The sequence below is a fragment of the Corynebacterium sp. HMSC068G04 genome, assembly GCF_001814885.1.
GTDB classification, from domain to species: Bacteria; Actinomycetota; Actinomycetes; order Mycobacteriales; family Mycobacteriaceae; genus Corynebacterium; species Corynebacterium hiratae.
In genome coordinates, this window is sequence record NZ_KV818305.1 from 1 (window position 1) to 18,240 (window position 18,240).

General features: G+C 63.5%; 16 protein-coding genes, 1 tRNA gene and 1 pseudogene. 5 read left to right on the forward strand and 13 right to left on the reverse strand.

What is annotated here, in order from left to right; all coding sequences use genetic code 11:
- A pseudogene (locus HMPREF2993_RS04320) lies at positions 1-479 on the forward strand (DNA recombinase); the annotation flags it as partial.
- Here the strand turns inward: HMPREF2993_RS04320 and HMPREF2993_RS04325 are convergent.
- The 3 genes from HMPREF2993_RS04325 to HMPREF2993_RS04335 all read right to left on the reverse strand — a co-directional run bounded on the left by HMPREF2993_RS04325 (position 448) and on the right by HMPREF2993_RS04335 (position 2,582).
- On the reverse strand, positions 448-963 hold the full coding sequence (locus HMPREF2993_RS04325) for a ClbS/DfsB family four-helix bundle protein (protein ID WP_034969882.1): 516 nt from the start codon (positions 961-963) through the stop codon (positions 448-450). The pseudogene HMPREF2993_RS04320 and the gene HMPREF2993_RS04325 sit on opposite strands and share 32 nt — an antisense overlap.
- Positions 964-1,156: 193 nt before the next feature.
- Positions 1,157-1,232, reverse strand: a tRNA-Thr gene (locus tag HMPREF2993_RS04330).
- Between the two features lie 102 nt (positions 1,233-1,334).
- A complete protein-coding gene (locus HMPREF2993_RS04335; RefSeq protein WP_083318694.1) occupies positions 1,335-2,582 on the reverse strand; it encodes a DNA polymerase III subunit delta' in 1,248 nt (415 codons plus the stop codon).
- Between HMPREF2993_RS04335 and HMPREF2993_RS04340 the strand changes: the two genes are divergently transcribed.
- Entirely contained in the window at positions 2,581-4,113 is a 1,533-nt protein-coding gene (locus HMPREF2993_RS04340) for an adenylate/guanylate cyclase domain-containing protein (RefSeq protein WP_070701218.1), read from the forward strand. The two genes, HMPREF2993_RS04335 and HMPREF2993_RS04340, sit on opposite strands and share 2 nt — an antisense overlap.
- A 33-nt stretch (positions 4,114-4,146) precedes the next feature.
- Positions 4,147-5,508, forward strand: coding sequence for a DUF418 domain-containing protein (locus HMPREF2993_RS04345; protein WP_070701220.1), 1,362 nt, complete (start codon positions 4,147-4,149; stop codon positions 5,506-5,508).
- A 544-nt stretch (positions 5,509-6,052) separates the two neighbouring features.
- Here the strand turns inward: HMPREF2993_RS04345 and topA are convergent.
- Complete coding sequence (gene topA, locus HMPREF2993_RS04350; RefSeq protein WP_070701222.1) at positions 6,053-8,983, reverse strand: type I DNA topoisomerase; 2,931 nt, start codon at positions 8,981-8,983, stop codon at positions 6,053-6,055.
- 201 nt (positions 8,984-9,184) lie between these two features.
- On the opposite strand from topA, the gene HMPREF2993_RS04355 reads away from it, so the two are divergent.
- Positions 9,185-9,778 (forward strand): DedA family protein, encoded by a 594-nt coding sequence (locus HMPREF2993_RS04355; protein WP_371325902.1) that lies wholly within the window; start codon positions 9,185-9,187, stop codon positions 9,776-9,778.
- Here the strand turns inward: HMPREF2993_RS04355 and HMPREF2993_RS04360 are convergent.
- On the reverse strand, positions 9,775-9,978 hold the full coding sequence (locus HMPREF2993_RS04360; protein WP_010189920.1) for a cold-shock protein: 204 nt from the start codon (positions 9,976-9,978) through the stop codon (positions 9,775-9,777). The genes HMPREF2993_RS04355 and HMPREF2993_RS04360 overlap by 4 nt on opposite strands.
- Before the next feature lie 91 nt (positions 9,979-10,069).
- On the opposite strand from HMPREF2993_RS04360, the gene HMPREF2993_RS04365 reads away from it, so the two are divergent.
- A complete protein-coding gene (locus HMPREF2993_RS04365; protein ID WP_070701226.1) occupies positions 10,070-12,442 on the forward strand; it encodes a DEAD/DEAH box helicase in 2,373 nt (790 codons plus the stop codon).
- Here the strand turns inward: HMPREF2993_RS04365 and HMPREF2993_RS04370 are convergent.
- The 8 genes from HMPREF2993_RS04370 to HMPREF2993_RS13395 form a co-directional block, all read right to left on the reverse strand.
- Complete coding sequence (locus tag HMPREF2993_RS04370; protein ID WP_070701228.1) at positions 12,439-12,783, reverse strand: Rv3654c family TadE-like protein; 345 nt, start codon at positions 12,781-12,783, stop codon at positions 12,439-12,441. The two genes, HMPREF2993_RS04365 and HMPREF2993_RS04370, sit on opposite strands and share 4 nt — an antisense overlap.
- Complete coding sequence (locus tag HMPREF2993_RS04375; RefSeq protein WP_049157887.1) at positions 12,780-13,103, reverse strand: hypothetical protein; 324 nt, start codon at positions 13,101-13,103, stop codon at positions 12,780-12,782. Before HMPREF2993_RS04375 ends, HMPREF2993_RS04370 begins: the two co-directional genes overlap by 4 nt.
- Positions 13,103-13,291 carry a DUF4244 domain-containing protein gene (locus HMPREF2993_RS04380; RefSeq protein ID WP_049157884.1) on the reverse strand — a complete coding sequence of 63 codons (189 nt, stop codon included), beginning with the start codon at positions 13,289-13,291 and terminating at the stop codon, positions 13,103-13,105. Before HMPREF2993_RS04380 ends, HMPREF2993_RS04375 begins: the two co-directional genes overlap by 1 nt.
- 79 nt (positions 13,292-13,370) lie before the next feature.
- Positions 13,371-13,928, reverse strand: a complete 558-nt coding sequence (locus tag HMPREF2993_RS04385) for a type II secretion system F family protein (RefSeq protein WP_070701230.1) — start codon at positions 13,926-13,928, stop codon at positions 13,371-13,373.
- Positions 13,928-14,677 carry a type II secretion system F family protein gene (locus tag HMPREF2993_RS04390; RefSeq protein WP_049157880.1) on the reverse strand — a complete coding sequence of 250 codons (750 nt, stop codon included), beginning with the start codon at positions 14,675-14,677 and terminating at the stop codon, positions 13,928-13,930. Before HMPREF2993_RS04390 ends, HMPREF2993_RS04385 begins: the two co-directional genes overlap by 1 nt.
- Complete coding sequence (locus HMPREF2993_RS04395) at positions 14,674-15,810, reverse strand: TadA family conjugal transfer-associated ATPase (RefSeq protein WP_070701232.1); 1,137 nt, start codon at positions 15,808-15,810, stop codon at positions 14,674-14,676. The genes HMPREF2993_RS04390 and HMPREF2993_RS04395 overlap by 4 nt, the downstream gene beginning before the upstream one ends.
- Entirely contained in the window at positions 15,807-16,823 is a 1,017-nt protein-coding gene (gene ssd, locus HMPREF2993_RS04400; RefSeq protein WP_049157875.1) for a septum site-determining protein Ssd, read from the reverse strand. Before ssd ends, HMPREF2993_RS04395 begins: the two co-directional genes overlap by 4 nt.
- Positions 16,824-17,539: 716 nt before the next feature.
- Positions 17,540-17,968: a hypothetical protein gene (locus tag HMPREF2993_RS13395; RefSeq protein ID WP_141758254.1), complete on the reverse strand. Its 429-nt coding sequence runs from the start codon at positions 17,966-17,968 to the stop codon at positions 17,540-17,542.
- Positions 17,969-18,240: the final 272 nt, after the last annotated feature.

An 18,240-nucleotide genomic window follows, 5' to 3' on the forward strand; every position in this document is an offset into this window, starting at 1 on the left:
TATCAGGTGTCTACCAAACAGGGGTCAGGTCCTATCGCGGACAAAGCCACCTACCACAGGTCATCGACGCCATGTTTAATACAGACCAGCTCGAAGCGGAGTCCAAGCGCCTAGACGAGAAAATCCGCGCTCTTGCCAGCGAGATTGAATCATTGGTTGCAGAAAATCAGCGGGTAGCGCAAGACCAGGACCAATACCCCGCCCGCTACACCCAGCTAGAAGCGCGATACCAGAAAACCCTGGGCCGCAAACAAGCCATCGAGGCCGAGATTGCTGCCAAGAGTGCCAAGGCCACTGCGATCAAAACCGCCTACACCCAGTTGGCCGACAAGCCCATCCAGCATTTTCAACCATCCCAGTGGACAGCGCTTATCGACCATGCCGTTATCGGAGCCAACGAGATCCAGTTCGTCTTCAGAATCGGCACTGAAATCACCGTGCCTATTGCTAGCAGGCTGCCAGTTTCTTCCACTTCCTGATTTTGGTGCGAAACGTCGTAAATGGCGCGACGGTGTTGATATGCACCCATTTCCACACCGGCCACGCCGACGGGGTGGAAGAAGCCCACGCACGCTGACCCGAACTAAACAATTCTGATTCGGTTAGACCGCCCACCATTTTGACTATCTCACCAAGCAGGATCTTGAACCTGTCGATCAAATCCTCAGTAGATACCTGCTCCCAGCGTTGGTAGAACGATTCATACAATCCGCCCAGTTGATTCCACTTAAAACCAGGTGCCGGAGTCACCACGTCAAGACCGGCTTGTTCGTCACGTTCCCAGCCGAGCAGTAATTCCATCCAGCCAAGCTGGTAGGCGATCATCTGCCGGGGCGTGCGGTCAACACCGTCAACCAGCCGGTCCCAACCATCGCCAGGAACGCCTACGAACTCGCCGATAAAAAGTTCGCCACGCTTAGTAATCTCTGCGGCTAGTTCATCGCCGGACGCATACGATCTCACCACACACCTCCTCGTGAAACGGCCTTAGGTTTAACGCTTCGTTAGCGCGTTAAACCCTAAATACGCATTTTACTAGGGCAAACAAGATACCCGCTAACGCAAAACCCAAACCCGCTAACGCAAGCGATTTTTCACACCCCCCTAAGCGATACTCGCTAACGCAAAAGGGTACTTATCAAATCCGACGTCTAAGTGGAGCCGCCTGCGAGAATCGAACTCGCGACCTTCTCATTACGAGTGAGATGCTCTACCGACTGAGCTAAGGCGGCACGATGCAGTGTGTATATGCGCCGCCTGAGAGTTTAGCCTAGGCCTGGGCTGATAAAGAAATCGGGCTATCACCTGTAGTGTGCACGCAGCACACGTGCTGGTTAGCGCGCGCCACAGGCCAGGCGCAGGCGGCCCACCATGCCGTCGAAAGCCACCTGCGGGGTGACGTTCTGCGGCAGCTGCTCGCGGCAAGTGCGAATGGCGGACTGAGCAGCCAGCAAGCCATCTTCGCTCACGCGCTGGGCAAGTTCGCTCGCCAGGCCCGCGAAGTCCGGGTGGGTCATCTCCACCTCAGCGCCGACTTTCAGCATGAGCGCATCGCGGTAGATGCCGGCGAGATCCACGAGGGCGATGTCGAGGCCGTCGGAGATGCGTCGTTTAGCGCGCTTCTTGTGGAGCTCTTCCATATCCTTCAGGGCACTGCGGGCGTCGCGCTGCGCCTTCGTCACGCCCTTGCCCTTGGCGCCGACGCCGAAGGATTGCTCAATCTTGGAGCGCTCCGCCTCCTCCGCCGCCGCGTGGGAGTCCTTGGCTTCCTTCTCAATGAATTTCAGCAGCGCCGTGACGGATTGAAAGGCCTGGGAGCCGTGAAAGACATCCTCGGCCAGGTTGATGGCCATGGCGCGGCGCTTCTGCGCGGCGGGCTCGTTGACTAGGTGCCGCGCACGTCCCACGTGGCGCAGGGTGGTCACGGCAGCCAGGCGCGCGTCGTTCTCGCTAGCGCCTTCGGCGACGAGCTGCTTGACCACACCCTCCACACTCGGCGCCGGGATATAAAGGTGCCGGCAGCGCGAGCGCAGCGTGACCGAGAAATCCTCCGGATCCTCCGAGGGCGCCACCATGATGATGACGGTGCGCTCCGGGGGCTCCTCCACGGTTTTGAGCAACGCGTTGGCGGCCTCATTGCGCAGGCGGTCGGCCTTGTTGAAGATGACCACGCGCCACGGCGCCACGCTCGGCAGGCTGGCCGCGCGCCCAATGACCTCGCGGGCCTCGCCGACGGTGATGAACTGCTCCTGCGGGTCCACGTAAACCAAGTCGGTGTGCTCCTGCTTGTCCAGGACGCTCCGGCAGGAGGGGCAGCGCCCGCAGCCGGGGTTGCCGTTCTCGTCGGCAGAAGTGCACATGAGCGCTGCGGCGAAGCATTGCGCGGCCAGTGAGCGGCCAGCACCCGGGGGCCCGGTAAATAGCCAGGAGTGGCTCATCGCCCGCAAGTCGCCCTCACCGCGGGCCGCGCGGGCAGCACTGAGGATGGTGTGGGCGACGGAGGGGGCGTCGGCAAGCCTTTCTGCAACGCTTGATGTAATCACTCGCCCTAGCCTACTGGGATAACTAAAGTGAGTAATCATGAATAGACTGATGCGTGGCGCCCGCTGGTTATGGGGTACTCAATGGCCGATGTACGCCGCGCTCGTCCTTGGCTCCAACATCATCGGCGCCGTTGCAATCATGACCTTCGTGGTCTTCTTTCTCCCCATGCCGGAGATCTCCGACTTCATCGCCCACACGCCCCACCTGTGGACCTATGGCACGCTGTTCGTGACCTTCGCCGTCATCATTGGCATTGCGGTGACCCTGCGGCTGTTCCGGCCGGTGTTGGACTGGCAGCGCAGTCCCGACGACCATGACCCCAATATGGTGCGCAACCTGGTCCTGCGCATCCCGCTCTACCAGGCCGGTGTGGCCGCGGGCGTGTGGCTGCTGGGCATCATCTTGGCGGTGGTGCTGGCAGGCCAGCACTCGGCGCGGCTGGCCGTGGTAGTCGGTGTTTCTGCTGCATTGGCCGGCGGCCTCATCGTGCTGTTGACGTACTTGCAGGCAGAGCGCCTCGTACGCCCCGTGGCTGCGGAGGCCGTGGCCCGGCGTTTCGAGGATTCCACCTTGGAGCCGCCGATTAAGTACCGGCTGCTTTCCACCTGGATGATGACCTCCGGCATCCCGCTCATTGGCATCGTGCTTGTCCTCATGGGCCAACAGGCAGGCCTGTTTAGCCCTGAGACCTCAGACATCATGCCGGCCATCGTCGCGCTGACCGTTACCGCGCTGGGCACCGGGCTCATGGGCACCATGTTCGCGATGATGAGCGTGGTCGATCCCATCATTGAGCTGCAGGACGCCATCAACCGCGTGCGCCGCGGCGAGAGTGACGTCCAGGTGGACATCTACGACGGCTCCGAGCTCGGCGTTCTTCAGGCCGGTTTCAACGAGATGATGCGCGGCCTGCGTGAGCGCCAGCGCGTGCGCGATATCTTCGGCCGCTATGTCGGCACTGAGGTGGCACAGCGCGCCCTGGAGGAACGCCCGGAGCTGGGCGGTGAGGACCGCAAGGTGGCAGTGCTGTTTATCGACGTCATCGGCTCCACCACCTTCGCCGTCAACCACACCCCGGAGGAGGTCGTGGAGGAGCTCAACAAGTTCTTCGAGCACGTCGTTGAGGTGGTGCACCGCAACAAGGGCATCATCAACAAGTTCCAGGGTGACGCCGCCCTGGCTGTCTTCGGTGCCCCGCTGACGGTCTACGACGCTAATTCCATGGCCCTGCAGGCCGCTCGCGAGCTGCGCCAGGAACTGCGCGGGCTGCGGCTGCAGGCAGGCATCGGCGTGGCCGCGGGCCACGTGGTGGCTGGCCACATTGGTGGTGCGGATCGCTTTGAGTACACCGTCATTGGTGACGCCGTCAATGAGGCCGCGCGTCTTACTGAGCTGGCCAAGGACACGCCCGGCCAGGTGCTCACCAACTCCGCCACCCTGCGCGGCGCTAACGAGGCTGAGCAAGCACGCTGGACGCTGATGAAGTCTATCGAGCTGCGCGGGCGCCGCCGCATGACGCAGCTGGCACGCCCTATTCGCCCGACCCTGGCGGAGCGTGCCCTCGGATAAATAAGTCTTTGTGATTCTGGTAGCTTCGGGGCCATGCTCCAACAGCCACATCAGCCCCATCCGCCACGTCAGAATTCGAGTCCTCGCCTCCTCGTCCCCGACGTCGCCCGCGGCATGGCCCTGCTGGGCATTGCGCTGGCAAACGTCTGCACCGCGTGGATTATGAACGACGGCGATGGCCCCGATGCTTATTTCGGCGGCGTGGAAACGCTCGCGGACAAAATCTACGTGGTCTTTTCCGCCATGTTCATCCACGTGCGCGGCCTGCCGATGTTCTCCACGCTTCTCGGTTTTGGCGTGGGGCTTATTGCGATGAGCTTGTGGCGGCGAGGTTTCCCGCTTCGCCGCGCGCGGACGGTGATTGCGAAGCGCTACGGGTTCTTGGCTCTGTTCGGAGCACTTCACTGCCTTTTCCTGTTTATGGGCGACATCATGATGCTGTATGGAGCCATAGGCATACTCCTCGCGCTGCTGCTCCCTGTGACCGACAAAACCCTCATGCGCGTGGCCTATGCACTCTTCGGACTCCAAGTACTCGCCGGCATTGGCATTGGTGTGGCCGCAGTATTCATCGACACCTCAAATTTCAACATCGGCGGTGTCCCTTCACCAGAAAGCTACTTGGGGCTCGTGGGCGAGCAAGCTCTTGCGCTCCTCGCCCACGCTGTGTCCTTCCCCTTTACCGGTGTCATCGCCCTGCCGGTCATGCTCGTGGGCTTCGTGTGGGCGCGCCGCGGCACCTTGGCCGGGGGTCATCGGCGTGAGCTGTGGGCGTGGACCCTTTTGGCCCTAGCCATCATCCTCTTCCTCGGGCTGCCTTGGGGTCTGGCCACGATTGGGGTGCTGGACCCAGCACTAGCGGATCCCCTCAACGCGGCGAATAGCTGCATCGGAATGCTCACCGGGCCGGGCATCGTGGCGGCGGCGACACTTGCCCTAGAACCCCTGCAGCGCCGCGGCGCGCGCCCGTGGTTCCTGTGGCCGCTCATCGCACTGGGCAAGCGTTCCATGACCGGCTACGTGCTGCAGTCCGTGTTCTTCCTGGCGCTGGTCTACCCCTTCACCCTCAACATTGGGCCGGAGCTCAGCGCCGCAGGCCAGGCAGCGCTGGCCGCCGGCGTGTGGCTGGCAACGCTTCTCATTGCCTGCGCGCTCGAGGCAGCAGGCAAGCCCGGGCCCTTCGAGTGGGTGCACCGCCGCCTGTCCTACGGCAAGACGATGCGCCCGGAATTAGGTGCGGCGTCTAGCTCCGAGCCTTCCGCACGAGCCCATCCACCAGCAGCACCAGGCCTATCGTCTGCGCCGCATCCAGGGCTCGGCCACGCAGGCCCGCATCCTGGCGCTGCTCAACCGGGTTCAGGACCGTCAGCGCCTCAGAGGCCAGAAGCAGGTTAGCGCCGTGGCTCAGGCCCTGCGTGGCCTGGTTGGCGCGGAGCTTCTCATCACCGGCTAGCGCGGAGAGTGCAGCCGCCGGGATTCCGGCGACGGCCGTAGCGAGGCGCTCGCCCCGGGTGCGGGAGAGCGCAATACCCGCGGCCCACGCCCCGGCGCGCAGGCCCCAGCCCACCGCATCATTGCGCGCGCCGCGCAGCGCCCATGCGAAGGAAGCGTATTGCACGCTCACGCAGGTTACCCCGAACGTTGTTGGCTCACCGCGCTTGGCGGCTTGGCCTAGGGACGCGGCGATGAGCCCCACGCGGGTCTCCGGTGCGCAGTCCGGGCGCAGGGCCAGCAGCACTGGTACAGCGGCCGTCGTCACCGTGCCGAGCGTGCGCCAGTTAAACAGGCGTGACCAGACTGCAGTCTCCCCCGCGGCGAGCGCGCCGAGGGTGAAGTGATCGCGGCCGGTAAAGGCCGGGCCCACCGCGCGCAGGAGAGCCTCGGTGCCCTCCTGAGTGCGGGCCACCATGTCGCGCGCGAAGCTGGTCTTCATGTCCTGCTACTTCCTGCGCGATCCGGCCTTGACCACGTTCTTCGTGCCCGGCGAAGGCTTCTTCGTGGCCTTCTTGCTCGACTTCTTCGTAGCCTTCTTCGTCGATTTCTTGGTCGACTTCTTAGTGCTCTTCTTCGTCGACTTCTTCGCCCCGCCGTTCGCGGCATCCTTGGCGCGGCGCTCGGAGAGGAGCTCGTTCGCGCGGGCGTCGGTAAGCTGCTCCGGATCGTCACCACGGCGCAGCGAGGCATTCGTGGTGCCGTCGGTGACATACGGGCCAAAGCGGCCGTCCTTAACCGTCATCGGCTTGCCGGAGACGTCGTTATCACCCAGCTGCTTAATCGGCGGCTGTGCGGCCGCGCGGCCACGGCGCTTCGGCTCCGCGTAGATGCGGCGCGCCTCATCCAGCGTGATGGAGAAGATCTGCTCCTCCTTGGCCAAGGAACGAGAATCCTTGCCCTTCTTCAGGTACGGGCCATAGCGGCCGTTCTGCGCGGTGATGACCTCGCCGTCCGAGGGGTCCACGCCCACCTCACGCGGCAGGCTCAGCAGCTGAAGTGCTTCCTCCAAGGTGACGCTGGCCGGCTCCATCGAGGCAAAGAGCGAGGCCGTGCCCGGCTTCAGCTTCTCCTCAACGTACTCAGCAATGCGCTTTTCCTTCTGTTTTGCCGCAGTCTTGGTCTCCCAATTCTTGGCGCGCTTGCCCTCGGCCGCGCGCTGGGCGTCCTCGGCGGCGCGCTCTTCCTTGACGATCTCCTCGGCCTCGGCCTCGGCCTTCTCGCGCTCGTCGTCACGCACCTGCTCGGTCACGTACGGACCGAAGCGGCCTTCCTTGGCCACGATGGTGCGGCCATTCTCCGGGTTCTGGCCCAGCTCACGCCCGCCCTGCGGGGTGGCAAAGAGCTTCTCTGCGAGGGCCTCGTTGAGCTCATCCGGGGTGACCGTCTCCGAGAGGTTAGCGCGCTGGTACTCCACCGTGCCGTCCTCGTTGGTGCCCACGGCGCGCTCGATATACGGACCGTAGCGGCCCACGCGCACGAAGACATCGCGGCCTTCCGCGTCGGTGTAGAGACGCAGCGAGTTGACCTGGCGGGCATCGATAGCCTCCAGGTTGATGTCCACCAGGGACTTCAGGCCGCCGTGGCGGGCGATCGACGCTGCTTTGCGCTCACCAGCCTCGGTGTTGCCGAAGTAGAAGTTATTCAGCCAATCCGTGCCATTCTCCGAGCCGGCCGCAATGGCATCGAGCTCATCCTCCATGGAGGAGGTGAAGTCATAGTCCACCAGCTCGGTGAAGTTATTCTCCAGCAGGCCCACCACCGCGAAGGCAACCCACGAGGGCACCAGCGCGTTGCCGCGGGAGAGCACGTAGCCTCGGTCCTGGATGGTCTTGATGATGGAGGCGTACGTCGACGGGCGCCCAATGCCCAGGTCTTCCATCTTCTTGACCAAGCTGGCCTCGGTATAGCGCGCCGGCGGGTTGGTCGAGTGTCCGTCGGCAGTAACCGCAGCGGTCTTCAACGTGTCACCCTCGTTGAGATGCGGCAAGCGCGACTCTTCCTTCGAACCCTTCGCCGCCACGTCCTCGTAGGCCTTGAGGAAGCCCGGGAAGGTAATCGTGCGGCCAGTTGCGGAGAAGTCGGCGTCGTGGCCGCCGGCGTTGACCGCCGCGGTCACCTTCATCGACGTTCCCTTGGCATCGGCCATCTGAGAGGCCACGGTGCGCTTCCAAATCAGCTCGTAGAGCTTGTACTCCTCGGCGTCGAGCTGCCCGGCCAGCTGGCCCGGGGTGGCAAAACGCTCACCGGCCGGGCGGATGGCCTCGTGGGCCTCCTGGGAGTTCTTCACTTTACGGTCATAGGTGCGCGGCCCGTCGGCCACGAACTCGGCGCCGAAAATGGACGTCGCCGCCTCACGTGCCGCGTCCAGGCCCTGCTTAGACAGGGAGGTCGAGTCGGTACGCATATAGGTAATGTGACCGTTCTCGTAGAGGCGCTGCGCAATGCGCATCGTGCGCTCCGAGGTGTAGTGCAGGCGCCGACCCGCCTCCTGCTGCAGGGTCGAGGTCATAAACGGCGCGGAAGGCTTGCGCGAATAGGGCTTGTGCTCAACGCTGGCCACGGTCATGGTGGAGCCCTCCAGCGCGCTGGCCAGCTCCTCCGCCTGGGCCTGCTTGACGACGACCACCTCGTCGCTCTTCAGCTGACCCCTATCGTTGAAGTCGCGGCCCGCGGCCACGCGCTTGCCGTCGAGGGCGCTCAGGCGCGCGTCGAAGTCCGGCGTGGACGTCAGCGTTGCCGTGAGATCCCAGTACTCGGCGGGGATGAACGCCATGCGCTCGCGCTCGCGCTCGACGATGACGCGGGTGGCCACGGACTGCACGCGGCCAGCCGATAGCCGCGGCATGACCTTCTTCCACAGCACCGGGGAAACCTCGTAGCCGTAGAGGCGGTCCAGGATGCGGCGGGTTTCCTGGGCGTCGATGAGGTTTTCATCGAGCTCACGGGTGTTTTCCGCGGCCTCCAGGATGGCGGACTTGGTGATCTCGTTGAAGACCATGCGGCGCACCGGCACCTTGGGCTTGAGTACTTCCAGCAGGTGCCAGGCAATGGCCTCGCCCTCGCGGTCGGGGTCTGTTGCGAGGTAGAGCTGATCGCACTGCTTCAGCTTGGCCTTGAGGTCAGCGACCTTCTTCTTCTTGTCCTGGCTGATGACGTAGAGCGGGGTGAAGTTATCCTCCGGGTTCACACCGAGGCGCGCCCAGGATTCCTTCTTATATTTGGCGGGGACGTCGGCAGCGCCGCGGGGAAGGTCCCGGATGTGGCCGACGGAGGCCTCAACAATGTACTTATCGCCGAGGTAAGGCTGAATCTTCTTCGCCTTGGTTGCTGACTCGACGATGACCAGGGTCTTCCCCGGGCCGGTAGCTTCTGCCACTTCGACTTCATCCCTTCCGATGGCTAGTCCTCTGCTGGGCAATTGCCCCTAGAGTACACAGATAGAGGTTCACTCTAGTTATTCAGGCCAGTACACGTCCACACAACAGGGGGTCTATACTGGCCGTCCGAGGATTCGCCTCACAGTACACAACCGGGAGACAGCGTGATTGCGTCTATTACTGCATGGTTCGAGGTCATCATGGCCACACAGTGGATTTATCCGCTGGTGGGCTCGCTGATTTTCCTCGACTGCTTCTTCCCCGTTTTGCCTTCAGAGGTTCCCCTCAACATGGTGGGCGCCTGGTCTGGTTCCCAAGGATTCCCCCACCTCCCCACCATGTTTTTCGTCGCCATGGTTGCCGCCATTTTGGGGGATAACTTGTGCTTCCTCCTAGGAACCCGGCTCATTGCCCTTATTAATAGAGCCCAAAAGGGCACGAAGGCTTATGACGCCTTGACGTGGGTCAAGCGCAACATTCGACGCAGTGGCGGCGCAGCCATCATCATTGCGCGTTTCATCCCCTCGGCCCGGCTCTTCATGACGATTCTGCTGGGCTCGATGCGTTACCCATGGGCGTTGTTTTTCTTCTTCGACACCTTCGGTGTCCTGCTGTGGGTGGCCCAAGCGCTGGCTATCGGTTACCTCGGCGGCGTGGCCTTCTCTGGCTCGCCCGCTATAGCCATGCTCATTTCCATCATCGCCGCCGTCATCATCGGCTTCGGCCTACAAAAAGGCCAGAATAAGCTGCTGGAATGGTGGGATACCCGGCGCGGCTATGCCGAGTCTCCCTAAACCACCTCGACGTTGGTGGCCTGCTGGCCTTTAGCGTCTTCCCCAATCTCAAAGGAAACGCGCTGGTTATCTTCGAGAGTGCGGAAGCCGGTTCCTTGGATCTCGGTGTAGTGCACGAAGATATCGCCGGAGCCGTCCTCCTGCTCAATGAAGCCGTAGCCTTTTTCGGCGTTGAAGAACTTGACGGTACCGTATGCCATGATGAGTTGTCCTTTGCGGAAATAAAGTAGTGCAAACTAGTGCACCAGTGTGCCACGTTTGGACACCTACAGCAGATTAGTGGAGGCAAGCGTGAGTGAGAACCCTCTGGGTGAGGAGCTCGTCGAACACCTTGTTGAGCGTTTCCCCGAGTCCGAGCTAACGCACTTCACCACCCTGCCCGCCCAGCCCGCGAGCTATGCCGAGTGGCCAGAGTGGGTCCTGCCGGAGTTGCGGGCAGTATTGGAGGAACAAGGTGTGGCCAAGCTCTATGCCCACCAGGTTGCCGTGGCCCAGGCCGCGTGGGAGGGGCGCGACGTGGTGGTCTCCACCGGCACGAGTTCCGGAAAATCGCTGGGCTACCGTTTGCCCATTCTGTCCCGCCTGGCGCAGGATTCGACCGCGTGCGCGCTCTACATCACGCCAACGAAGGCGCTGGGTTCGGACCAGCTGCGCGCGGGGCTGGAGCTCACCCAGAACATTGCCGCGCTTGGCGACGTCCACCCCGCCCCCTACGACGGCGATACCCCCACCGAAGCGCGCGCTGGCATCCGCGATCAGGCGAGGTTTATCTTTTCCAACCCGGACATGATTCATTCCTCCCTGCTGGGCGCGCATCAGCGCTGGGCACGCGTGCTACGGCACTTGAAGTTCATCGTCATCGATGAGGCGCATGCCTACCGCGGGGTTTTCGGGGCGAACGTGGCGCTCGTGGTGCGGCGTTTGCTGCGGCTGTGCGAGCACTATGGTTCACGGCCGGTCATTATTGCGGCGTCGGCGACCATGCGGGATCCCGCCCGGCATGCCGCGCGGCTGACGGGGCGCGAGTTTCTCCCCGTAACCGAGGATGGCGCGCCGACGGGCGCACGGACGGTAGCACTGTGGGAGCCGGGCTTCATGGAGGGAATTGAGGGCCAAAACGGCGCCCCCGTGCGCCGCGCCGCCACGACGGAGGCGGCCTGGATGATGGCCGCGCTCGTGGCGCAAGGCGCTCGGACGTTGACCTTTGTGCGCTCACGACGCGCGGCGGAAACCACGGCGCTGCGGGCAGCGGAGGAGCTCTCCGGAAGGTTGGGGCGGCCGGATTTCGCGCGCCGAATTGCGGCCTACCGCGCGGGGTATTTGGCCGAGGACCGCCGCGCGCTGGAACAGGCGCTGGATAATGGTTCACTGCTCGGAGTGGCCACCACCTCGGCTTTGGAGCTGGGCATTGACGTCGGCGGGTTGGATGCCGTGGTCACCGCCGGATTCCCGGGTACGGTCGCCAGCTTTTGGCAGCAGGCCGGGCGCGCGGGCCGCCGTGGCCAGGGCTCGCTGGTGGTGTTGGTGGCCCGCGATGAACCGATGGACACCTACCTGGTCCACCACCCGGAAGCGCTGTTAGGCCGGCCGGTGGAGGCCAGCGTGTTCAACCCAGCTAACCCCTACATCCTGGCCGGGCACGTGTACTGCGCGGCGGTGGAGAAGCCGCTAAGCGACGCCGACGTGGCCGCCTTCCGCGCCGAATCCGTGGTCCACGACCTAGCCCAGCAAGGCTTGCTGCGCCGGCGCCCGCAGGGCTGGTTCGCCGCTCCCCTGCCGGCTGGCTCCAGCGATCTCACCCCGGAAACCGCGCACACGGCAGTCTCGCTGCGCGGCGGTTCGGGCGAGGAGGTCATGATTGTGGATTCCTCCGATGGCCGCCTGCTGGGCACCATCGATTCCGCCCGCGCGGTGAGCCAGGTGCATCCCGGCGCGGTGTACCTGCACCGTGGTGAGAGCTTCGTCATCGAGGAACTTCACCTCGGCGGAGGCGATGGTTGGGCGTCCGCCGAGCCGGGCGTGGCCCTCGCCGTACCGAAGGCGCCGGACTACACCACGCAGCCGAAGTCCACGACGGACATCCGCATCCTGAGCGAGGCCGATGACCTGGTGAACTACGCCCCCGGCCTGTGGGTGGCCAGCTTGGAGGTTGAGGTGACCGATAAGGTTACCGGCTACCAGGTGCGGCTTCCCGATGGCTCCGTGGGCGAGGATATCCCCCTTGACCTGCCGGAGCAGCGCCTGGTGACCCGGGCGGTGGCCTACACCATCGATCCGCTGGCACTCGCAGCGATGGGAGTCACCGCCGGGCGCACCCCGGGCACCCTCCATGCAGCAGAGCACGCCGCCATTGGGCTGTTGCCGCTCATTGCCACCTGCGACCGCTGGGATATCGGTGGCGTGTCCACCGCGCAGCACGCCGATACGGGCTTGCCCACGGTCTTTGTCTACGACGGCCACCCCGGCGGTGCTGGCTTCGCCGAGGAAGGTTTCCGGCGCTTCCCTGAGTGGATCAAAGCCACCTTCGAGGCCGTGCGCTCCTGCCCCTGCGAGTCCGGCTGCCCGTCGTGCGTGCAATCCCCCAAGTGCGGCAACGGCAACAACCCTCTGGACAAGGCAGGCGCTATAGCCCTCCTCGGCGCGCTGGTCACCATGACCTCTTAGACCGGACCAGCGCGGGCAATAGCGCTGCGCCCGCGCAGCCGGGCAGTAACCTCAACGTCGCGCCCATCGATGACGCAGGAGCCAAGCTCCGCGCCGTTGAGCGCGGCAATCTCTGTGGCCTTCGTGCAGGCCTCCCTGCCCTTGGCCACCTCCCACGCACCGGCCACGGCGGCGAGGTCCGCCGCCACCTGCGCTTCGTGCCGCGCCACGACGAGTGAAGCTATCGCCGCGACCGCCAACAGCAGCGAAGCCACCGCGGCGATGATCCCGGCGGTGACGACGGTGGCATAGCCGTCCTCACCCGCTAGGAGTCTCGCCCATCTGCGCTGACGACGCCTCATGGCTGCACCCCGTTGTTCCCACCCGCTGCCATCTCCGCAGGAAACACCGCCTGCGCGCGCATGGTCCCCAGCGGTGCCGGCACGGCGGCCTCAGCGGTCATAAGCCCGGAGCCTTCGCTCACATTCACGGTCACTCCCTCGCGTTGAAAATCCACGCCAATGGCGGCGGAGCGAGCAGCAGCGCCCGCGGCGTCAACGGCAGCGAGGTGGGCCGACAACGTGGCGATGCCACCCACGATTCCCGCGGCAACGATGACGAGCGCGAACAGCGACAATGCCGCCTCGATGGTGACGGAGCCGGCGTCATCAAGCGCGCGCATTAGCCTGGGGTGTTGGACAGGGCGTCGGTGATGATGGACGTGATGGCGCTGGTAACTTCGCCGCCATTGACCACGGCATAGAGGACCGCGGCAAGGGCTGCGGCCGCTAAGCTCCCCATGGCGTACTCAATCGTGGACATACCATCATCATTTCCTAATAGTGACTGGTAGTTTACCTTTTTCTGCATGATGTACCTAGCTTTCTTTTCCTGTGTTTGTGTCGGTTATGTGTACTGAGTTGGTGAGTGGTTAGTTGTATGTGCTGATTTAGAAGAGTTGCTGCCCCAAGCTGATGAGGACAGGTATCAACCCAAGGACCAGGAATGCGGGAAGGAAGCACACTGCCAGCGGTGCTGCGATGAACACGCCAGCGCGTTCCGCCCGCGCGGTAGCTTGTGCCGAGGCTTCGGCACGCAGCTGCGCCACCAAACGGTGGCACCCAGTCGCCATGGCCGCGCCCGATTCGCCGGACAGCTGCGTCAGTCGCACCAGTTCTTCCAAATGCGGCTGACTGGCCAGCGCCGACCACGCGGTACTCATGGGAACCCCCACCCCGATGAGAGCTGCCGCCTCCGACCAGTGTGGTGACGCCTCAGCGACAGCTAGCACGGCACTGCGCGTGGAGAGACCAGCCTCTAGGCAAGCAGCAAAAAGCTCCAAGTCGCTTGCCGCATCGAGCGCGCCGTATTCTGCCGCTGGGCCATCGCGCGGCGTCTTCGGGCGCGGTGTGCGCGACCCTGACTGGGCTATCCTCCCGGCTGGCGCAGCAGCAGTAATAGCGAGTGCTGCAGCCAGCAAGGCAGCGGATAAATACGTCACGACCATCACTGCGCTGCCTTCCGCAATATCAAGCGCGACCAGATGAATCCGGCGCAGACGAGTGCCACGCCGACGTCGAGAAGCAGGCCACCGAGACCACCGCCAAGCAAAAGCCCCAAAGAATCCGCGCCCATCGCCCCGCCCATGAGGATGCCCGCCAGCGGCAAGCACGCCAGGATGACCGCGGTGGCCTGTGGCCCTTGCAAGGAGGCCGCGGTCTCACCGGCATGGCGGCGCGCGGTATCCAGCTGGCTTTGGGCCTGCTCAATGAGGCTCGCCAAGGCCACGCCATGGCGTCCGGAGAGCGTGAGCAACGCCGCGTAGCGCCTAACCTCCGGCACGGTGAGAGCGACTGCGGGTTCCCCGCCCTGCGCCGCGAGGCCCGCTGCCGTGTTCAATGCGCTGCGCAACCCTTCTGGGGTTGTATCAGGTAGGGATTCTGCGCCCCGGCGAAGCGCGCCCGCCGTCGTCGATCCCGCCCGCAGTTCAGCCGCAACAGAGCCAAAGTAGGAGGCGAGCGCTTCTGCGCCGCGGCGCTCGCGCCGGGAAGCTGCGAGGTCGTTGGCAAACCACAGCGTACAAGCCAGGATGCAGCCGGCCGCCACCACAACCGTCGGCCGCCCGAAGAAGACACAGCACCCCACCCCGAGAAAGAGCAGCGCTGGGGCCAGCGAGCGTGACTTCGGCGGCGCCAGCCGCGCCACCGAACCGGGGTTCGTGAGCAAACACGCCGCTGCAAGGAATAGCCACATCATGGTTCCACCCCCAGCCGCGAGCACAGCTGCGCAAACCCAGGAAGGGGGCCGTCTTCGACCGTCCACACCAGCTGCGGTGTAACCGGGTTTCCCTCCAGCACGCCGAGATGCGCTAGCCGACGCCCCTGCGGTGTGCGCTCCATCCCGAGGACCACGTGCACGGCGGCCGCCAGCTGCGAATGCAGCGCTACGCGGTCGAGCCCGCCGAGAGCGGCGAGTGCCTCCATCCGGGCGGGCACTTCATCAACAGAGTTTGCGTGCACGGTGCCCGCACCACCATCGTGCCCGGTGTTGAGCGCAGCCAACAACTCCACGACCTCCGCGCCGCGGATCTCCCCGACGACGATGCGGTCCGGGCGCATGCGTAGCGCTTGGCGGAGCAGGAGCGACATGGATATCTCGCCGCGTCCTTCCGCATTAGCCCGGCGCGAGACCAAGGTCACCGCGTGCGGGTGATTGGGCGAAAGCTCCGGGGTGTCCTCGATGATAAGCAAGCGCTCGGTGGCGGGCACAGAGCCCAACAAGGCCGCGAGTAGTGTCGTCTTCCCCGATCCCGTTCCTCCCGTGACGAGGAAGGAAATCCGTCGCTCAACCACCGCACGCAAGAAATCCTCCAGGCTGGCGTCAATGCTCCCATTGGCCACCAACTCCCCCAGGCTGGTTTGTGCCTGCCGCAACACGCGGAGGCTGATGCACGTTCCGCTGGCCGATGGCGGAGCTAACAACGCATGAAGACGAATGCGGGTGCCATCGGGGCGGGTCAGGCGCCCATCGGCAAAAGGCTGCGCGTCATCAAGCCGCACGCCCGCCACCGCAGCCAGCCGTGTAGCAAGCTGGCGCACCTCGGCATCATCGCTAAAGCCGATGTCACGCGGCTGCAGGCCCTGCCCGCAATCAACGAAGCAGGAATCGGGGCCGTTGACAACGACATCGGTCAGCCCCGGCAGCGACAACACTGGTTCCAGCAGCCCCAGCCCCACGGAATCGTGGCGCAGACGCTGCAGGAGGTCAAGCACATCAACATCGCTGATGACGCCGGCTTCCTGACGAATGCGCCGCGCCAAGGCCGGAGCATCGTGGGCAAGCTGCGGCTCGGAGGCCACGATGGTGCGCATCGTATCGAGCAGGCTCATGCCACGGCCTCCCAAATCTGGCGGGTCACCCGCGTCAGGGCGCGTGGCAGCTGCCGCGGCAACCCACTCGTTTCTACCGTGCGGGTCAGACCACGGATGGTCGGCAGGTCAGCGATGGGATCCGCATGGGTGACCGTGGCAATGTCGCTGGAATCGAGGCCTGCCCACTGGCGGTGGCGCACGACGACGGAGCAGTCCTGCGGCCGGGCGCGAAGCTCTGCTACCAGCTGCGCGCAGGCGGCAGCCGCCCGCACCTCTGCGGCGGTCAGCAACACTACGTGATCCGCCGCATCGGGGATATCCCACGGAGGGCAGTCCACAACCACGGTCCCTGGGTATAAGCAGGCGGCCTGCATAATGGCCGCGCGCCGTGTCGTGCTCATCGCAACCGCCTCTGCGCTGGCCGACCTCGCAGCCGAGAGAACCGCGATGCCATCTGGGGTGGTGGGCAATGCACGGACGAGGTCTGCCGCATCAACCGCACCGGTCCCCGCAGCGAGATCCGGCCACCGCGCGCCGGGCTTGTTTTCAATGCCGATGAGCAAGTCGAGCCCTCCGGAATTGGGGCACGCATCAACCAGAAGGTCCGCGCCCGCCTCGCGGGCCAGCGCCGCCGCCACCGTCGAGACCCCCAAGCCACCAGCGGAACCGGTCACCGCTACGGTCACGCCAGTGGACACCGTTGTCTCGGGACTGGTTTCTGTGGCGAGCGCACCTAGGAGTTCTTTGGATTGCGCAGGCAGGATAAAGGCAGCTGTGGCCCGGCAGCATAGTGCAGCTTCATAGTCGATCGGCCCCGGGTCGAGCGCCACAAAGTACACCCGTGGATGTCCCGCCACCAGGCGAGCTGTCAGCGAATCAGCCAAGACGGCATCCGCCTTGGGCAGGTGCCGGGAGAAGTCCCGCGGATCCTCCACAGTGCTCACTTCCGCAGTACTGGCAGCGGCCGCGGATGCTGCCTCTGCTCGCAGTGTGGAGTCCCCAACGGCGATAACTAGGTGAAACGTGCTCATGCCTGAAGCATGCGCGAGCGAACCAACCGCGCGCTAGGGCTACCTAGCCGCCTGTGGATAACTCGGCTGTTTTCGCGTCATTCGCACCCATTTTGCTGACTCTTAAACAAAGTTACGGGGCTTAGGTACCGATAATTCACAGGGAACCAAAAACTTGCCTCTTAAGCGGGCCCCGCGCCGGGCTGAGTGCCCCAAAGCAAATACCCCCGAGCTGCGCTCGAGGGTATCGCAATAAGTGCGGTAGATAATGGCTTGGTTAGCCATCAAACTCGGGTGGTGAGTCTGAGACTCGGCCCGAGGGGCGCTTGCTTTTAGCCTGCGGCTATGGCGTTCAGCGCCTCACTTAAGAGTATCGTTGGCGCTTCAATTCTGTCAATGACCTCTCATGGCTTGTCTCAATCTTCAAAAGTGATGTACGGCAGTCACTGAAGTGACTCTCACCTAATGCAGCCGCAATACCTTTCGAAAGCCTGGCCTTTGGCGAACGATCTTCCAAGAAGGCCTCCAAACCCACGTCTTCGATCTTCTTTCGCGCATGGAAAACCGAACTAGCTAGCAAATCCGCCACCTGCAGAGCCGGACACGTCCGAGAATCCAGGCTAACCGCCGTTGCAAACCGCTTATTTCCAAATCTCTGATTGAGAGAATTCACCAGCGCATCTCCATAGGAAACCCCGACAGGAACATCAATGTGATCAAGCAGCACCACCCCAACCTCACGCCGAGTAACCAACCCCCCGTAACAGCCGATCTGTCGCGAACAAATGCCCCTGCCACTGTTCTCGGCTACTCCATGGATCAAAATGTCTCTTGTCCAGAACAAAAGCACCAAACGAGCAGCCCGCGTTTACCGCTGTTTGAAAAATCTCCAGCAAAACAGGTCCAGAGTGTTTAGTGACTTTCGAAAACTTAATCTCGTCAGCCTTTGTGAAGTTGTGCTGCTCACGACATGCCTTAATCTCTCTCGAAAGGAAATCAGGATCCCCCGTTCGAACAGCCGCAACAACAAAATACTTCCCTAAGGTTCCTTTACTCCCTGCTTCATCAACAAAGTAGACGGTGCTTTCTGTAGCAAGTGGCAAACTCACTTGAGGGGGAACGGAACCTCCTCGGCGAGAGGAAGAATTTGAACGATAGCCTGTCACGACTGAGATTATATCGCCACGCCAGGACATTAAATACGAACAGTTTGATGGCGGAAAAATTAAAAAGGTGATGGCCCGCGCCTCGGGGGGGTGTGCGCGGGCCATCGGTAACCCGGCATCGGGGGGGTGCGCCGGGGCAGGCCGCACTGTATATCGGGGCCTTGCACATCACATTATGACATGCGAGGGAACAGATGACAACAGCGAGCGACAACATTCCTTGAGATCCCTAACACCGTGCCGATACACTCCCGATTCTTCCTGCTAAGAGG